At 68.1% G+C, this 16,594-nt stretch carries 16 protein-coding genes; 8 read left to right on the top strand and 8 right to left on the bottom strand.

Annotated features, from left to right (window positions below):
• Both ADBZ5N_RS10985 and ADBZ5N_RS10980 read right to left on the bottom strand, forming a co-directional pair.
• A partial coding sequence (locus tag ADBZ5N_RS10985; protein ID WP_526257516.1) for a transporter substrate-binding domain-containing protein occupies window positions 1-335 on the bottom strand: 335 nt, incomplete at its 3' end.
• A 182-nt stretch (window positions 336-517) separates the two neighbouring features.
• Window positions 518-1,240 carry an LGFP repeat-containing protein gene (locus ADBZ5N_RS10980; RefSeq protein ID WP_526257519.1) on the bottom strand — a complete coding sequence of 241 codons (723 nt, stop codon included), beginning with the start codon at window positions 1,238-1,240 and terminating at the stop codon, window positions 518-520.
• Window positions 1,241-1,600: 360 nt separating this feature from the next.
• Here ADBZ5N_RS10980 and ADBZ5N_RS10975 point away from each other — a divergent pair, with 360 nt between their 5' ends.
• On the top strand, window positions 1,601-2,494 hold the full coding sequence (locus tag ADBZ5N_RS10975) for an alpha/beta fold hydrolase (protein WP_526257518.1): 894 nt from the start codon (window positions 1,601-1,603) through the stop codon (window positions 2,492-2,494).
• Here ADBZ5N_RS10975 and ADBZ5N_RS10970 read toward each other — a convergent pair.
• Entirely contained in the window at window positions 2,484-3,821 is a 1,338-nt protein-coding gene (locus ADBZ5N_RS10970; RefSeq protein WP_526257515.1) for a flavin monoamine oxidase family protein, read from the bottom strand. The genes ADBZ5N_RS10975 and ADBZ5N_RS10970 overlap by 11 nt on opposite strands.
• Before the next feature lie 78 nt (window positions 3,822-3,899).
• Here ADBZ5N_RS10970 and ADBZ5N_RS10965 point away from each other — a divergent pair, with 78 nt between their 5' ends.
• Window positions 3,900-4,901, top strand: coding sequence for a TIGR03617 family F420-dependent LLM class oxidoreductase (locus tag ADBZ5N_RS10965; RefSeq protein ID WP_526257514.1), 1,002 nt, complete (start codon window positions 3,900-3,902; stop codon window positions 4,899-4,901).
• On the opposite strand, the gene ADBZ5N_RS10960 is transcribed toward ADBZ5N_RS10965, so the two are convergent.
• The 3 genes from ADBZ5N_RS10960 to ADBZ5N_RS10950 form a co-directional block, all read right to left on the bottom strand.
• Window positions 4,885-6,027: an Rv3169 family protein gene (locus ADBZ5N_RS10960; RefSeq protein ID WP_526257513.1), complete on the bottom strand. Its 1,143-nt coding sequence runs from the start codon at window positions 6,025-6,027 to the stop codon at window positions 4,885-4,887. The two genes, ADBZ5N_RS10965 and ADBZ5N_RS10960, sit on opposite strands and share 17 nt — an antisense overlap.
• A 4-nt stretch (window positions 6,028-6,031) precedes the next feature.
• Window positions 6,032-7,174, bottom strand: coding sequence for a phosphotransferase family protein (locus ADBZ5N_RS10955; RefSeq protein WP_526257512.1), 1,143 nt, complete (start codon window positions 7,172-7,174; stop codon window positions 6,032-6,034).
• Window positions 7,175-7,317: 143 nt separating this feature from the next.
• The gene (locus ADBZ5N_RS10950; protein WP_526257511.1) at window positions 7,318-7,554 is read right to left on the bottom strand and encodes a hypothetical protein; all 237 of its coding nucleotides are present in this window, start codon (window positions 7,552-7,554) and stop codon (window positions 7,318-7,320) included.
• Window positions 7,555-7,824: 270 nt separating this feature from the next.
• Here ADBZ5N_RS10950 and ADBZ5N_RS10945 point away from each other — a divergent pair, with 270 nt between their 5' ends.
• Entirely contained in the window at window positions 7,825-8,526 is a 702-nt protein-coding gene (locus ADBZ5N_RS10945) for a response regulator transcription factor (protein ID WP_526257517.1), read from the top strand.
• The gene (locus ADBZ5N_RS10940; protein WP_526257510.1) at window positions 8,507-10,009 is read left to right on the top strand and encodes a sensor histidine kinase; all 1,503 of its coding nucleotides are present in this window, start codon (window positions 8,507-8,509) and stop codon (window positions 10,007-10,009) included. Before ADBZ5N_RS10945 ends, ADBZ5N_RS10940 begins: the two co-directional genes overlap by 20 nt.
• A gap of 21 nt (window positions 10,010-10,030) precedes the next feature.
• Here the strand turns inward: ADBZ5N_RS10940 and ADBZ5N_RS10935 are convergent, their stop codons facing one another.
• The gene (locus tag ADBZ5N_RS10935) at window positions 10,031-12,427 is read right to left on the bottom strand and encodes a PEP/pyruvate-binding domain-containing protein (RefSeq protein WP_526257509.1); all 2,397 of its coding nucleotides are present in this window, start codon (window positions 12,425-12,427) and stop codon (window positions 10,031-10,033) included.
• Window positions 12,424-13,959 (bottom strand): flavin-containing monooxygenase, encoded by a 1,536-nt coding sequence (locus ADBZ5N_RS10930; protein WP_526257508.1) that lies wholly within the window; start codon window positions 13,957-13,959, stop codon window positions 12,424-12,426. Before ADBZ5N_RS10930 ends, ADBZ5N_RS10935 begins: the two co-directional genes overlap by 4 nt.
• Before the next feature lie 190 nt (window positions 13,960-14,149).
• Between ADBZ5N_RS10930 and ADBZ5N_RS10925 the strand changes: the two genes are divergently transcribed.
• The 4 genes from ADBZ5N_RS10925 to ADBZ5N_RS10910 all read left to right on the top strand — a co-directional run bounded on the left by ADBZ5N_RS10925 (window position 14,150) and on the right by ADBZ5N_RS10910 (window position 16,261).
• Window positions 14,150-14,437, top strand: a complete 288-nt coding sequence (locus tag ADBZ5N_RS10925) for a Dabb family protein (RefSeq protein ID WP_526257507.1) — start codon at window positions 14,150-14,152, stop codon at window positions 14,435-14,437.
• A gap of 97 nt (window positions 14,438-14,534) precedes the next feature.
• Window positions 14,535-15,119, top strand: a complete 585-nt coding sequence (locus ADBZ5N_RS10920; protein ID WP_526257506.1) for an HdeD family acid-resistance protein — start codon at window positions 14,535-14,537, stop codon at window positions 15,117-15,119.
• A 2-nt stretch (window positions 15,120-15,121) separates the two neighbouring features.
• On the top strand, window positions 15,122-15,628 hold the full coding sequence (locus ADBZ5N_RS10915; protein ID WP_526257505.1) for a DUF2252 family protein: 507 nt from the start codon (window positions 15,122-15,124) through the stop codon (window positions 15,626-15,628).
• A 171-nt stretch (window positions 15,629-15,799) separates the two neighbouring features.
• Window positions 15,800-16,261, top strand: coding sequence for a hypothetical protein (locus ADBZ5N_RS10910; RefSeq protein ID WP_526257504.1), 462 nt, complete (start codon window positions 15,800-15,802; stop codon window positions 16,259-16,261).
• The last annotated feature ends 333 nt before the right edge of the window (window positions 16,262-16,594 follow it).

Here is a 16,594-nt window from a genome sequence, read left to right as displayed (position 1 = left end):
GAGAAGTCGACCACTTCGGCGCGGTCGGAGGTGATGGAGATCGCCGCGGCCGCGGCGTCGGCGCGCCCGGCGGTGACATCGGCCAGGATGCCTTTGACGGTTTTGCCCTCGGTGTAGTTGTAGGTCCAGCCGGTGCGTTTGGCGATCGCGTTGAGCAGGTCGATGGTGAACCCCGACTTGACGCCATCCTCGGTCATCACGAACGGTTCGATGTCGTAGGTCGAGATCGACACGACCCGGGGTGGCGCCGGGGCGGCACCGGCCAGGCCGGGCAGCCCGCCGATCAGACCGACCAGCACGGCCACTCCGAGAATGGCACGAAAGCGTGCGCCCACGATTCCGACCTTTCGTACTCGGCCCCGAACCCAGTCAGGATAAACGGATCGGTTCCGGGGGCAGTGCCATTGGGGGCAGTGCCGTTGCGAGCAGTGCCGTTGCGAGCAGTGCCGGGAAGGCTGTGCCCCGGATGCAAAGCGACCCCCGGGGTAACCCCGGGGGCCGCTTCGGTGTTGCCGAACTACTTGGTCGCGACGGTCTCGGTGAAGCCACCCGCGCCGTCGTTGGTCCAGCTGATCGAGCCGTTCTGGAACTCGCTGACCCAGCCGCCGTCGGCCGTCCTGGGGCCGCCGCCGGTGGTGGTCTCATCAGCGGTCGGGAAGCCCAGCGCACCGGCCGGGCCGCCCTGCTCGGTGTAGACCCGCAGGATCTCACCCTGAACCAGGTAGGCCCCGGCGGGAGAGGAGTAGATGTTGCCGGAGGCGAACGGGGTCACGAAGCCGTCGCCGACCTTCTCCGCCATACCGGTGGGAGAACCGAGGGCACTGGCGCCGCCGAGGCGGGTCCACGCTGCAGCGGTGTCGGCATCGAGCGACACGTCGCCGACCCCCGGAACGTTCATCGTGGTGGCGCCCTCGACCGCGGAGGAGACCGCGCTGGAGGCTGCGCTGGCGCCGCTGCTCACCGCACTGCTCGCGCCACTGGCGGCGCTGCTGGCGACACTGCTGGCGGCGCTGGCGCCGCTGCTCACCGCGCTGCTGGCCGCGCTGCCGGCGCTGCTGGCGGCGCTGCCCGCGGCGCTGGCGGCGCTGCTGGCGGCACTTCCGGCCGCGCTGGCGGCCGAGGAACCGACGCTCGAGGCGCTCGACGCAATGTCTTTGGTGGCCTCCTGGGCCTGCGAGCAGCTCACGGCGAATGCGGCAGCGATGGCAAGGCCGCCGGCAGCGGCCGCGGCGCGGGCCATTCTGGTGTTCATTCTCAGGGTTCTCCTTCATGTGGATTGACAGAGACGACAGGTGTCGCCGGTCAAACTAGCAAACGCACCATACGGTGCGGCAACTCAAGATACTGGTGTTTACCGGCATCTGCGCGGAAGCCGGGCAATGGCGGTTCAGGTGTGACAGGTGGGACTCGCTGGGGATCTGTATCCCGCTATCTCCGGTTTCCGGGCCCTAAGCGCGGTTATGCTCTGCGGCGGAGCGGCGACGTGGCCGCCCGGCGAGGAGCGATGATGCCGGCACCAGTGGTCGACAAACAGCAGGCCAAACCGGCTAAACGCACCAGGGGACGGGACTCCGGACCCACCCTGCCGCCGAGCAGGACGATGATCGTGCACTCCGCCGACGGCACCCGCTTGCACACCGAGGTTTTCGGGCCCCCGCACGGCTACCCGATCGTGCTGGCGCACGGAATCACCTGCTCGCTGAAGGTGTGGCACGAGCAGATCAACGACCTCGCCCGAGATTTCCGGGTGATCGCCTATGACCACCGGGGTCACGGTCGCAGCGGTGTGCCCGCGGCCTCGGCCTACAGCCTGGATCACCTGGCCGCGGACCTCGATGCCGTGCTCGGTGCGGTGCTGCGCCCGGGGGAGCGCGCGGTGGTTGCCGGTCATTCGATGGGCGGCATCGCGATCAGCGCCTGGTCGGACCGCTTCCGCGACCGGGTCGAACAGCGGGTCGACGCCGTCGCGCTGATCAACACCACCCACGGCAACCTCTTGGACAAGATCCAGTTACTGCGCCTGCCCGGCATGCTGCGCTCGGCCCGGGTGGCCGCGGCGGCGACCATGATCCGCTCGCTGGGCGGGGCCCCACTGATTCGCGGCACCCAGCCCGGAAGTCTGCGCTTCCTGCAGATGATGGCCGTCGGCGCCGATGCCGACCCGGCCATCTCCCGGTTTCTGCACGACGTGTTCGCCGCGACGCCGCCGGCCGGTCGGGGCGCCTGGGCCCGGGCGCTGGTCGACGAACTCGGAGCGCGGACCTACATCGACCTGTCCGGCCTGACCGTGCCGGCGCTGGTGATCGGCAGTACCAAGGACCGGCTGCTGCCGGTGTGCCGGGCCCGCAAGATCGCCGGCGCGGTGCCCAATCTGCTCGACCTGATGGAGCTGCCCGGCGGCCACTGCGCGATGCTGGAGCACCCAGGCGCCGTCAATCACCAACTGCGCAGCCTGGTCACCTCCGTCGCCGCGGCGCAGCGGATCAGCTCCTGAGCGCTGTGTGAGCCACTTCGGCGGCCGCGCGCTGTCCGGAGCGCACCGCTCCGTCCATGAAGCCCGTCCACTCGTCGGCGGTCTCGGTGCCCGCCCAGTGCAGCGGACCCACCGGTTGGCGCAGCAGGCGACCGAACTCGGTCCATGATCCCGGCGGCACCGCGGCGGTCGGCCCGCCGGGCGCGAAAGTCTCAGCCCCCCAGCGCTGATCGAGGTAGTCGATTGGGTTGGCGGCTTGTTCGCCGAACAGCGCGGTGAAGCAGGCCAGGACGTGCTCGCGCCGCTTCTGCTCGGGTTGGGCGTCGAAACCTCGGGGGTCGGTGAAGCCGAGCAGGATTCCGATGCCCTGCGGCGGGCTGACGTCGAAGGTGATGAACACCGGCCCCTGGTCGGACAACGCCTGGCCGGACAGCCCGTTGGCGCGCCAGAACGGGGTGGGGTAGGCCGCGTAGGACTTCGTCAATGCGCCCTGCGGCCAGCGTTGTGCCAGTTGCTGATATCCGATCGGCAGCGCCGGGGCGATGTCGATGTCCTGGCGGTGCGCGGGCGGGATCGCCAGGATGGCCCGGCGGGCCTCGACCACCCCGGCGGTGGAGGTCACCGCGACGGCGTCATCGGACCACTCGATGCGGGAGACCGCTGCGCGAAGGCGAATCCGGTCGCCGAGTTCGGCGGCGATGCGTTGGGCCATCTCGTGGCTGCCGTCGATGAAGTGGTCCTGCTGGGCGCCGCCGACGACGTCGAGCATGCGATCCAGCCCGCCGGAGGTCTTGACGTAGCGGGCGGCGTGCAGCAGGGACACCTCGTCGGGTTCAGCGCCCCAGGTCACCCGCGACATGATCGACATCAGGTCACGGGTTCCGGCGGTGGCTCTGATGGAGCGCAGCCACTCGCCCAGGCTGATGCTGTCCAGCTTGGCCGCGGTGGGGGAGTTCCACGGGTCGCTGATGTTGACTGTGCGGGTGATCCGCTCGAACTGCCTCTGGACGAGGCCCATGTCGAGCAACCCGATCAGGCCGAGCTTGGGGATGGTGCCGCTGTAGCGGTGCACCCGGCCGCGCCAGCGGATCAGGTTGGCCCCCCGGGTGTAGGTCGGCGTGGTCTGGCAGCCGAGGTCGGCGGCCAGTTTGAGCACCGCGTCCTGGGTGGGGCCGACGAAGGACGCGCCGCGGTCGACGGGCACACCGGCCAGCGTGCCGGAGCAGGTCCGCCCGCCCACCCGGTCTCGACCCTCGAGCACCACCACGTCGAATCCGCGGCGGACCAGCTCGCGCGCCGCGGTCAACCCGGCCAGGCCGGCCCCGATCACCACCACGTCATGCGCCATGGGCCCAGTCTTCCCGATTTCGGTGCACATACGTGCGCTCACCGCCTGTTTATGCACCGAAAGTTCTAGGGTTCTGGGATGAAGGTACTGACCGCGCTGTTCGGGCCGCTCGATGCCGCGACCCGGGCCGCCGCGCTGCGCGAGGCCGGGGCGGCCGGGGTGTTCACCTTCGAGGGCCCGCACGACGTGTTCGCGCCGCTGACCCTGGCCTCGACGGTCGGCGGCCTGGACCTGATGACCAACGTGGCCATCGCGTTCCCGCGCAACCCCGTGCAACTGGCCCATCAGGCCTACGACCACCAGCTGCTCACCGGTGGACGGTTCACCCTCGGATTGGGCACCCAGATCCGCACCCAGATCGAGAAGCGGTACGGCGCCTCCTTCGACCGGCCGGTGGCCCGGATGTGCGAGCTTGTGGGTGCGCTGCGGGCCATCTTCGAGGTGTGGCAGAACGGTGGGCGGCTGGACTTCCGCGGCGAGTTCTACCGGCACACGCTGATGACGCCGACGTTCAATCCCGGGCCGAATCCCTATGGGCCGCCTCCGATTTACGTCGGCGCGCTGGGGCCGCGGCTGACCCGCGCGGTCGCCGAGACGGCCGACGGGCTGCTGGTGATGCCGTTTTCCACCACGCGGTTCCTGGCCGAGGCGACGATGCCGGGGGTCCGCGACGGGCTGGCCGCGGCGGGCCGGACCGACTTCGCGGTGGTGCCGGAGGTGATCGTCTCCGCCGGTGAGGACCATGAGGCGACGCGGCGGCTGTTGGCGTTCTACGGCTCGACCCCGGCCTACCGCCCGGTGCTCGACGTGCACGGGTGGGGTGATCTGCAGCCGGACCTCAATGCGCTGTCCAAGCAGGGCCGCTGGGTTGAGATGGGCGGGTTGATCACCGACGAGGTGCTGCACACCATCGCCGCCTGCGGCACTCCGGCGCAGATCGCCGCACACATCCGCGAGCGGGTCGCCGCGGCCGGCGGGCTGACCGACCGGGTGTGTCTCTATCAGCCGGGGCCCATCCCGGTGGAGGTGCTGGCGGCGGTCGTCGACGAGCTCGGTCGACCGGTCAAGGCGCGACGGTGAGCCAGTCGGCGAAACCCGACGGATCGTGGCGGCCTAGTGCGCCGTGCTCAAACAGACCCCACCCCTCGTGGACCACCGTCGAGTCGTCGTAACACAGCCCCCGGCCGACGTGGTCGATCACGCCGAACGCCGAGCGTCCGATGATCGCCGGGTCGTTCATGTCGTAGCTGCGCCGTTCAGTGAACTTCGCGCCCCGCCACACCCCATGCAGCCAGTCCGAATCGCCGCCGTAGCCGCCGCCGACGTGGATGGGCACCGGTAGCTTGGACTGGATCTCGAAGCGCAGGGGGGCGCCGGTCGCGTCGGTCGCGTCAATGACGGCGCCGGTGGGAATCCTTGTGCCGGAACGGTAGTGGATCTTCACCCGGGGCCAGCCCAGTTGCTCGACGCGGCCGTCCCGCCAGATCCGGGTGCAATCGTTGAGGGTCCGGAATCCGCTCGGCTCCTCTTGGATGATGACGACGATGGCGAAATCGTCGAAGGCCATCGGGACGTAAAGCCACCACATGCCCTCAAAAGGCGGGTCGGCCGGGCGACCGGCAGGCTCGGGCTCGCCGATCGGCCGAATGCCCCAGGACCGGTCCCGGGTGCCGATCCAGGTGGCGGGGTCGACGGTGATCTCCTCGCCGTCGATGACGAGATTGCCGCTCCAGGCTCCCACCTGGGCGAATCGCTGGGCGTCGAGAGTGACCTTGGTGCCCGACCGCATGACGTGTCGCTGCTCCTGCACGACCTCGAACAGGCCCTCCCAGGTCAGGTCGCAGGCGATGCCCTCAGTCTCCTCGAGGATGATGCGGAGTTTCCGCAGCGGTTCGACGACCTCGACGCGGTAGCCATTGACACACTGGTTGAGCCGGTCGGAGTCGATGGCATCGGACAGGTGCACGGCAGTCTGGGTGTCGCCGCTTCCGCCGAATCTGCCGCCCCCGCGGCGGGCGACCAGCAGGAAGGCATCCTTGACGCCGAGGTTGGGGTAGTAGCCGATTCCGGTGATCACGAAGATGTCGCCAGTGCGGTCGTGGGCGTTGAAGTAGGAGCGGTCATAGAAGTTCCGGTCCGAGGATCCCGGCCAGGCGATCGGTTGGGGGACCTGGTGCACGGGGTATTCATCAAGTGGCCCAAGCATTTCCCTATGCCTCCTCCTCGATAAGCCGGCGCAGCAGACCGCCGTGGTAGAACATTGTCTCGACATCATCGGGCTTGGTGATTTCGCCGAAGTGCACCCGTCGGGCGCCGGTGCGCATGAACACTACGCACCAGATCACGGCGGAATAGATGTAGAACCAGCGTAGGTCGCCGAGTTCCACGCCGGTCAGTCGCTGGTAGGTGGCGCGGACGTCGTCCTCGCGCAGAACGTTCGGCAGTCCGGGAAGGCCGGCCAGTCCGGCTAGCTCCTGAAACACCATGTGTGCAAACACGATCCACGCCACATCCAGCTCCCGCGGCCCGATGGTCGCCATCTCCCAGTCCAGCACCGCCACCGGGCGGAAGTCGCGGTAGAGCACGTTGCCGATCCGCGAGTCACCCCAGGCCAGCACCGGTTCGCCGGCGGCGACGTCGTCGGGGAAGTTCTTCGCCAGCCACGCCAGCGCGCGCTCGACCAATGCTGAGCGGCCGATGTCCGGGACCGCGAAGTCGTACCAGTCCTTGAGCCACCCGAAGTGCCGGCGCAGCGGAGTGTCACCCGGCGGGTCGGCGTCGATGAGAAAGCCGAATGTCGAAGCGGCATCGGGAATTGCGTGCAACGCGGCCAACACCGCCACCGTCGCATCCTGCAGTTCCCGCTGTCTGTCGGCGGGTGCGTCGGCGAACCAGTTGCCGCCGAAGGTGTAGGGCATGACGTCGGGCGGCACGAGGCCCTCCACGAGGTCCATCAGGAAAAACGGGCTGCCGAGCACCGCACCGGTCGGCTCGATCCAGCGCACCTGCGGCACCGGCACGTCGGTGAGGTCGCCAACCAGCCTCAACACCTCGAACTGATGATCCATCCGGTAGGCGGGAAACACCGGCACGTCCTCGGTCGTCGGGGCGACCCGGGCGACCCACTTCTGCTCGACGGGTGCGCCGTTCTCGTCCCACCGGCCGGTCAGGATGATCGTCTCCGAAGACATCCCATTGGAGTCGATGCCGGTTTCGACGATCACCTCGGGCGTGACGCCGCCCGGCATAACGGTGGACAGCCACCTCGACAGCACCGCCGGGATGGTGCTGGTGTCTCGTCCCGAGCGCTGCAACGGCGCGACGTCGGTCTGGACGCTCGGTTGGTTGGTCACGTGATCCTCCGGCCTCTCGCGGCTCCGCGACGCTCGTCCCGACGTTGCCATATCGTGGGCCGCTGCGGAACTGGTTGCGCAAAGCGGTCACGGCTGAGGCCGCCGAAGGGGGGCCAGCCGCGGCTGCAGCCGGCCCCCATCTCCTAGTCGCCGGCGGTCGTCGGTGTCAGCGGCAGGTAACGGGCAGCCGGTGTCGGTTCCAGCGGAAGGTACCGCGGCGTCGCCGGTGTCAGCAGTGCGCAGGTGCCCTCGGTCAGACAGGGAGGTGTGTCATCGGTACCGGGTGCGGCACGGCCGGCCGGCCCGTAGGCCAACGCTGCTGCCATCAGTGAGACGCCTGCGGCGCTCACGAAGGCCGCGGTGAACGTGCTTCTCGTCATGGGGAACTCTCCTTGCAGTTGGGATTGATGGTGTTCGGTATCCGCACTTTTCTTCGGACTCCCCGACGCTAAGCGGGTCGACTAGGTCTCGGCTGTCGGGAACCTAGGTGTCGGTTATGAGCGCTGCCGGGAGGCGAACGGCCAGTTCGGGAGTCGAAACGGTGGTCGACATCGTCGAGGGCACAGCCGGCGCACAGCGATCGCACAGTGTCACCCCATCGCAGCTTTCATACTGGAACGGTGAGTTCACCAGCGCCCGGTCCCGTCGTGCTGCGACGGGTCGATGGCAGCCCGATCCGGATCCTGGTCGTCGACGACGAACCAGTGCTCGCCGAGATGGTGTCGATGGCGTTGCGCTACGAGGGTTGGACCGTGGCCACGGCGGCTGATGGTGCTGCTGCGGTAGCCACGGCGAGAGAGTTGCGCCCTGATGCGGTGGTTCTGGATGTGATGCTGCCGGATGTCAGCGGGCTGGAGGTCTTGGCGAGGCTTCGTCAGGAAAAGCCGACCCTGCCGGTTCTACTGCTGACTGCCAAGGATGCACTCGAGGACCGGATCGCCGGGCTGACCGCAGGTGGCGACGACTACGTCACCAAGCCGTTCTCCCTCGAGGAGGTGGTACTGCGACTCAGAGGGCTGTTGCGGCGCAGCGGAATCAGCGACGCGGACAACGGCTCGCAGATCATCGTCGGCGACCTTGTCCTCGATGAGGACAGCCACGAAGTCACCCGCGGCGGGGAACTGATCACCCTGACCTCCACCGAGTTTGAGTTGCTGCGCTACCTGATGCATAACCCGAGGCGGGTGTTGTCGAAAGCCCAGATCCTGGAACGGGTCTGGAGTTACGACTTTGGCGGCCGTTCCAACATCGTCGAGCTCTACATCTCCTATCTGCGCAAGAAGATCGACAGCGGGCGGGCGCCGATGATTCACACACTGCGAGGCGCCGGGTATGTCCTCAAGCCCGGCTAGCCGCACGTCTCGCAACTGGTCGCTGCGGCAGCGACTGCTCGCCGGTCAGCTCGCCCTGCTGGCCGTCTTGTGCGTGGGGATCGGCTTTGTGACCGAGGTGGCGCTCTACCGCTACCTGGTCGGGGAACTCGATACCCAGTTGCGTCACATCACCCAACGCTCCTCGAAGTTGGAAAGCCAGCCGCCGCCCCCGCAGCCAGGCAGCGACGGACAGCCCTCGGCGACGGCGGGCGCGGGTCCGCTCTTGCTCGTCGCACCCGGCCAACCGGTCGGGATGGTCGCCGCGATAGTCAGCAACGGGGCCACCGCACAAGCAGGCGTGCTGAAACCGGGGGGTGAGCGCGGGGAGGTCTCCGCCGAAGCAGCCCGCCAGTTAAGCGCTGCCGCAGGGATTCGCGACCCGGTGTCGAAGGATCTCGACGGGCTCGGCCGCTACCGTCTCATCAGCACACCGGGTCGCCAGCCTGCCAACAGCCTGGTGATCGGGCTCGACATGTCCGCCGTCGAGCAGACCCTGACCCGGGTGGCCTTGATTTTCGCGGTCGTCACCGTGTGCGCGCTGATCGTCGCGGCACTTGCCGGCCTGTTTCTGATCCGCAAGGCGCTCACCCCACTGGACCGGGTCGCCGCCGCTGCCGGCGCGGTCGCCGACCTGCCGTTGGACCGCGGAGAGGTGACGCTTCCGGTCCGGGTCGACGCGGTGGACACCAACCCGGGCACTGAGGTTGGACGCCTCGGCCTGGCGGTCAACCGGATGCTCGACCACGTCGCCGGCGCGCTCTCGGCCCGCCAGGCCAGCGAAAGTCGGGTGCGCCAGTTCGTCGCCGATGCCAGCCACGAACTGCGCACGCCACTGGCCGCCATCCGCGGCTACACCGAACTGGCGCAGCGCCGCCGGGCCGAGGTGCCCGCCGACGTCGCCCACGCGATGGGCCGGGTCGAATCGGAGGCCGACCGAATGACCCAGTTGGTCGAGGATCTCCTTCTGCTGGCCCGGTTGGACTCCGGACGGCAACTGGACTGCCAGCCCGTGGACCTGCCGCGGCTGTGCGCCGATGCGGTCAGCGACGCCCACATCGCAGGCCCGGACCATCATTGGACCCTCGACGTTCCTACCGACTCGGTGCACGTCCTCGGCGATGGCGCCAGATTGCATCAGGTGGTGGCCAACCTGCTGGCCAACGCCCGCGACCACACCCATCCCGGAACGACGGTGAACGTGGCACTGTCAACCGAGGGTGACGCCGCCGTGATCCGGGTGCTCGACGACGGGCCGGGTATCCCGGCGATGCTGCAGTCGGAGGTGTTCGAGCGGTTCGCGCGCGCCGATACCGGTCGCTCCCGCCAGAACGGCTCCACCGGATTGGGTTTGGCGATCGTGTCGGCGGTGGTGCGGGCCCACGACGGTGTGATCGCCGTCCACAGCGTCCCCGGACGGACCGAGTTCACCGTTCGTCTGCCGATGTCGACACAGATGGCGTGACTGCGACTGGCCGGCCGTCGGCTATGGCGGGTCCTCGGCCCCGGCCAGCCGCACGACGCCGGATTCGCCGTCGAGCACGACCCGGTCACCGGTGCTGAACACCCGGGTCGCGATCCGGGTGTTCACGACCGCCGGCAGCCCGTACTCGCGTGCCACCACCGCGCCGTGCGAGACCGCGCTTCCGATATCAGTGACCAGGCCGGCGATCAGGCTGAAATAGGGGGTCCAGCCGACGTCGGTCACCGGTGCGATGAGAATCTCGCCGCGCTGAAGGGCGGCCGCCTCGTCAAGGGTGCGCACGATCCGCGCGACACCGGTGACCCGGCCGCGGCTTACCGGGGCTCCGCGCACGACACCCGCGGATTCACCGGCCGCCGCCACCAGGTCGAGATCAATCCGGTCGGGCTCGCCCTGGAATACGTCCGGGAACTCGTAGCCCTCCTGGTGGGCGAACGCCTCCCGGCGGGCCAGTGCCGTTGCGGCCAGCAGTGTTTCGAGGTCACGGGCCAGCCGCCCGAGTTCGTCGTGGGTGAGGAAGAAAACCGCATCGGGATCAGGGAGCAGTCCCTCTGCGACCATGAGCGTCGCCAGTGAGCGGTAGGCCTCCTTGAACCGCGCGGTCACCGCGACGAGCCCGGACTTCGTCTCCTCGCGGGACCGGACCGCCCGGCGCGCCATGGCGGCCAGCAGGGCGACGGCACGACTGCTCCGGGCGGTGCTGTCGGGCGGGGCGGGGCGGGCACGCACCGATCCGCGCTGGCGCAGCGAGACCTGCAGTGCCCGGATCACCGGTAGCGGGTCCTGCCGCCACTCCGGCTGGCGCAGTTCCAGTTCCTTGATAGCGCGATGGCCGTGGTCGCGAAGATAGCGCTCGAATTCCCCGTGGGCCGCGCCGGCCGCCGGTGACCGGATCCACTCCAGCGCCGCATCCGCCTCAGCGTGGGTGAAGGACTCCGCACCGTGGGGATGGTCAGCGATGCGATCAATGATGCGCTCGGCGCCGGTGATGATGTCGGCGCTCTCGACGTCCTCAGCCCCGGCGAGCAGTGCCGCCACCCTCGCGTGGTCGACTTCGGAGGCCTCCCGGCCGCCGGCGATCACCCCGAGCAGGGTCGGCGTGAGGACACCCGAGCCGGCCGAGGAGATCAGGTGGTAGTTCATGGCGTCGTAGATGGCCGGAAAGCGGCGGTCGATCTCCTGCCACGCGGCGGCGGCGTTCGCCGACTCGGGGAAGCGCAGACCGGCGAGCAGGCTGCGCATCTCGCGGCGTGCCTTTGGTTGGCCGAGAAGATATTTGACGTACCGGACCCCGTTGGCGGCGCGGCGCAGCCGCGGTGGTGGCTGCCCACCGCGGATGGTGAACTCGGTGACGGGCCGCCCGCACACCGACAGCGCCAGCTGTTCGGCGCTGGAACCCAATGCGTGGGTCGCGGTTTCGCTCATGGTGCTCAGGTTCAGGAACAGGTGCCCGGAGTTCATCATCAGGAAACGCATCTGCGGCACCACCGCTTCCTGAATACCGACCTGCACGTGCATCATCTGCATACCGACGTCGATACCGCGGGCGGTGAACGAATAGGAGAGCGGGGTGCAGGCGCCGGGGAACATCTCACCGACGTTGCACCGGGTGAAGACGTGCGTCGGGTCGGTGATCGGGGTGTCGAGTTCGTTGGGGTCCGGTGGCAGGTGCGTGATCGGGCGGGCCTGCAGCCAATGCACCTCGCCGTCGGCGTCGAGAGCCCACTCCAGGTCCAGTGGGCGGCCCTCGGCGGTCTCGGCGGCCAGTGCCGCCGCCAGCAGGGTGCGCAGGACGGGTTCCCCGAGAATCGTTGCGGTGCCGTCGATTCGGGTCTCCCGGGTGTTCCCGCGGCGGTCCAGGACATAGTGGTCGGGGGAGGCGTGGCCGCTGACCAGTGCCTCACCCAGGCCGCGCACCGCGTCGATGATGACGCGGTCCCGGCGCCCGGTAACCGGGTCTGCGGTGAAGAGCACCCCGGCGCAGGCCGCTGGCACCATCGTCTGGACCACCACCGACATCGCCGACTCGGCGGCCGGCGGCGCACTCTGTCGGCGGTAGGAGGCGGCCCGGTTGTTGTGCAGCGAGTCCAGGCAGGTCTCGATCGCCTGGCGCAGCGCGTCGATTCCGGTGACGTTGAGGACCGTCGCGTACTGTCCGGCGAAGCTGGCATCGGCGGAGTCCTCGCCCAGTGCCGAGGAGCGCACCGCCACCGCAGCGCCGCCCAGTCGCCCGTAGTGCTCCGCGAGATCCGCCGGCAGGTTGCCGGGAGTCGCCCCGACGATGACGAAGGCCGGGGGGACCGGCAAGCCCAGCTTGATCAGTTTGGCCAGGCCTTCGGCCTTTCCGCCGACCGGCGCGTCGCCGAGGTCGTCGAGGGTCAGGATGGTGGGCGCGTTCACCGTTGTCGGCTTGGGGTCGACGGGGTCGACGGGGTCGACGGGGTCGATGCGGTCGTCAGGTCGTACTCGTGCAGACCGGATTGTTCGTGCAGCTTGGCGTACTCCTTGAAGCGCCCGGGGAACAGGAAGGGGGTGCGACCGTTCGCGTCCTGGTAGTAGCTACTGCAGGAGGGCGACGCCCAGGAGTAGCGAGGGAAGCGGGTCGACAGCCAGTCGTTGTAGGCGCGGTGCAGCGCCGGCTTGACCGCGAGCGACCGCACGCCGGCCGACTGCTTGGCGCGCAGCAATCCGACGATCGTCGCGATGTTGCGCTCGGCGGTGCGGAAGTACGGCGCGTCTAACGGCAGTCCGTTGGGTCCGACGGCGAAGAAGTAGTTCGGGAAGTGTGGAACCGCAATGCCTTTGAAGGCTCCGAGAGCCGTCGACATCGCCTCGACGAGGCTCACGCCGGTCTCACCGATGACGTCGATCCGGTCGAAGTCCAGGATCCGGTAGCCGGTGCAGAAGATGATGACGTCGGCGTCGATCTCGCGGCCGCTCTCGGTGGTGACTCCGGTAGGGCGCACGGCGCGCAGTCCTTCGGGGACCAGCTCGACGTTGTCGCGCAGCAGAGTCGGGTAGAAGTCGTCGGAGACCAGACCGCGCTTGCAGCCGTACGGGTCGGCGGGGGTCAGGGCGGCGCGCAGCCCAGGATCGGGGATCGCGCGGTCGATGAACTTACGCGCCCGCGACTCGAACTGCCGGGCGCGGTTGTGGCCCAGGGTGGCGGCGTCGTGGACCAGGCTCATCAGCAACCGTTGGACATCGCGGGTGAGCCGCATGGTGATCGGGAACCGGCGCCACCGCTGTCGCTGGGCGTCTGAATAGAACTTGCGGCCCCTGGGCATGATCCAGTTCGGTGAGCGCTGCAGCACGGTGAGCGAGCCCGCGACCTTGGCCACCTCGGGGACGATCTGCACCGCGCCCGCCGCCGAACCGACGACCACCACCCGTTTGCCGGCCAGTGCGACATCGTGATCCCAGCGCGTACCGTGAAAGCTCGCTCCCTGGAACTCGTTGATTCCCGGCACATTCGGATAGTGGGGCGTGTGTTGGTTGCCCATCGCGTTGATGACAACGTCGTAGTCGAAGTGCTGGCCGGCGGTGCTTTCCAGCCGCCAGAATCCGTCGTCCTGGTAAAGGGCACTGGCGATACGGGTGTTCAGGGTGATGTGCGAGGTGAGGCCGAACTCGCGGGCGCAGGTTTGTAGATAGGCCTCGATCTCGGGTTGCTCGACGAAGCTGGCGCTCCAGTCGGGGTTGGGCCGGTAGGAGAACGTGTAGGCATGGGCCCAGACGTCGCAGGCCAGCCCGGGGTAGGAGTGCAGGTGCCAGGTACCGCCGACGGCGTCGGTGGCCTCGAAGATCGTGAAGTTCGTAAAACCCTTGGCCAGTAACTCGTGGCCTACTGCCAGGCCGGCGGGCCCCGCGCCGATCACCGCGATCCGCAAGTCCTCCGGAGTCAGGGCTGGGACGCCGTCGGGTCGTCCCATCCGCCGTCGCTGCCGGCGCGGCCGGCGCGGCAACGGCCGAGTCTGGAAAGAGGTCATATCCGTCCTGGCTGTCGCCGTTCAGGGACTATCGGTGGATACCACAGTACAAACTCGGACAACGGTCGTTCATGCGTATACCCGGCCATTCCGAATGAACCTCTGCGACGGGAGATCGTGATAGGAAAACGCGGTGTCCTTCGTTCACATCGTCACCTTCAAATGGAATGACGGCTTCTCCGGCGAACCGGTGGCCGAAGCGCTGCGGGAGTTGATCCCGCGACTGGCGGGTGTGCAGAGCTACCGGTGCGGGTGCGACCTCGGTCTGGCCGCGGGTAGCTACGACTTCGGCGTGGTCGGTGTTTTCGATTCCCGCGAGCACTTCCTGGCCTATCGCGACCATCCCGAGCACCAGCGCATCCTCAACGAGTTGGTGGTGCCCAACCTCGCGGACAAAACCGTTGTCCAGCTTGAGGATTGAGTTGTAAGCCGCCCACCCGGTTATCCGGGGACGGCGGTTATTTGACACTTCAACCGAGTTTCGACAACAGTGTGGTGTCGAATTGAGAGGACTGTGAATGACTACGACAACTTCTGTCGCTACCCCGTTGGTCTCGAAGCTCTGGACCGCCACGCTGCTGTCCGGCGTGCTGACCGCCGGGTTGGGCGTTTTGATCCTGCTGTGGCCCGGCAAGTCGCTGATCGTCGCCTCTGCCCTGTTCGGCGGCTACCTGCTGGTCAGTGGAATCCTGCAGGTGGTCTTGGCTCTGGCCCTGCACGCCTCGGCCGGCGGGCGAATCCTGTTGTTCCTCAGCGGTGCGGTGTCGGTGGTTCTGGCTGTGCTGGCTTTCCGCCACTTCGGTGAGGGATACGCGCTGCTGCTGCTGGCGATCTGGATCGGAATCGGCTTCATCTTCCGCGGGACCGCGGTCCTGGCCAGTGGTATCAGCGATCGCGGCGATTCCGGCCGCGGTTTGGCGATCGTGACCGGGATCGTGACGATCCTGGCCGGAATCATCACGCTGGCATGGCCGTTCGATTCGATCGCCACGCTGGCTCTGGTCGTCGGCATCTGGCTCATCGTGATCGGGCTGTTCGAGATCGCCGGCGCGTTCGCGGTTCGCAAGGACATCAACACGATCACCAGCGCAGTCCGCGGCTGATCGTGGAGGTGCATCGGCCGCTGCGTGAGCGACTGATAGACCTCGAAGACGCCGGTGAGTCAACTGCGCGCGGGCGCGCTCACCGCAAGGTGGCGCCCCGCCGCAGTCTCGCCGAACTCGTCGGGTCGTCACGAAGCGCGACGGAGATCCTGGTCGGACAGAGCGGCGACCGTCTGGCCGATTTGGTGCCGTTACGTTTCGCCAGGATGCTCACCGACCCGTTCTCCTTCTACCGTGGTTCGGCGGCGGTCATGGCCGCGGACCTGGCGGTAAGTCCGTCAAGCGGTGTCGAGGTGATGTGCTGCGGGGATGCGCACCTGTCCAACTTCGGCATCTACGCATCCCCGCAACGCAGCCTGGTCTTCGATATCAACGACTTCGACGAACAGCCCTGGCAGCAGGGCCGTCGGCGGGCAGGCCGCGAAGGTGGCGGCGGCCGGGTGTGGAGTTCCTCTGCCTTGACTGCCTCGAGAACCGGTTGGGCCGGCGGCTGCAGGGTGCCGACCTGATCGCGTGTCCGGCGAACGCCCCCGGCTGGAGCCTGGACAGTCCGCGGCTGTTCGAGTTGAAGAAGCAGGCCCACGCCTTGCATAGGGATGCCATGTTCCCGCCCGCGATGCGACGGCTTTTCGCGATAGTGGAGAACGCATCAGCCAGCAGCACGCCGCGGAGAGCAAGGGATGACCAGCCCCCCAATTGACTTCGGTGGTTACAGCAAGAGCCGCCGCGGCGGCGGCTCCGGCCGGCCGCGGCCCAGCGCCCTGCGTGAGGCCGTTGACCAACTCCGCGCGCTGCACACCCCGGTGGTTGTGTGTCGGGGGTGTTGCAGTCTGCATTGCCAAGGGACCTGCCACTGGGCTGATGAGTACGGCGGGGAGTTGATGACCGTTTGCCGCCACTGCTGTATCGACCATTTCGAGGCCAAACAGAACGACACCTGCCTCGATGGGCACCACCACGGTCAGGAGCGCGGCCCCCGGGCGATCTGCGCCACCATCGCCATCCTCGACGGAGACCCCCGCCCTGAGGATGGCGTCGTCGCCGAGCCCCGAGTCGCGAACCGAGAGACCCTCAATCCGGTGAATCCCAGCGCAGCCGGAGTGTTCGGCGCCGGGCTCCCAGGGGGATCAGAACAGCCATGAGTCCCGTTGCGGCCGAATATGATCAGCCCTGGGTCCACTGGGCGTTGGCGGCAGTCCTCAACCATCGTCTCGATCCAAAGCAGCCCCGCTCCTGGTTTCGGGCGCAGCCCTTCGGTGTCGGACAAACCGTGCGGCGATGCCTCCCCGATTCAACTCGCGTTCCGAGGCCCAGGTCGTCGTCTCCGGCGAACGGCATCAGGCCGAGAAGTCTCACTGTGAGACGCGCTCGGCTTGGTGGGGGAAGGGGCGTGCTGCTATACGTGCGGTAGCGGACAGCGACTGTTCTGGCTGATTCGCAGAAGTGAAGTCTTAACGCCTACCCGGGTTCGGGTG

The sequence above is a fragment of the Mycobacterium sp. genome (assembly GCF_044370595.1).
Taxonomy (GTDB): Bacteria; Actinomycetota; Actinomycetes; order Mycobacteriales; family Mycobacteriaceae; genus Mycobacterium.
Note: the sequence above shows the minus strand (reverse complement) of the source record. Positions and strands in the feature narration are given on the sequence as shown.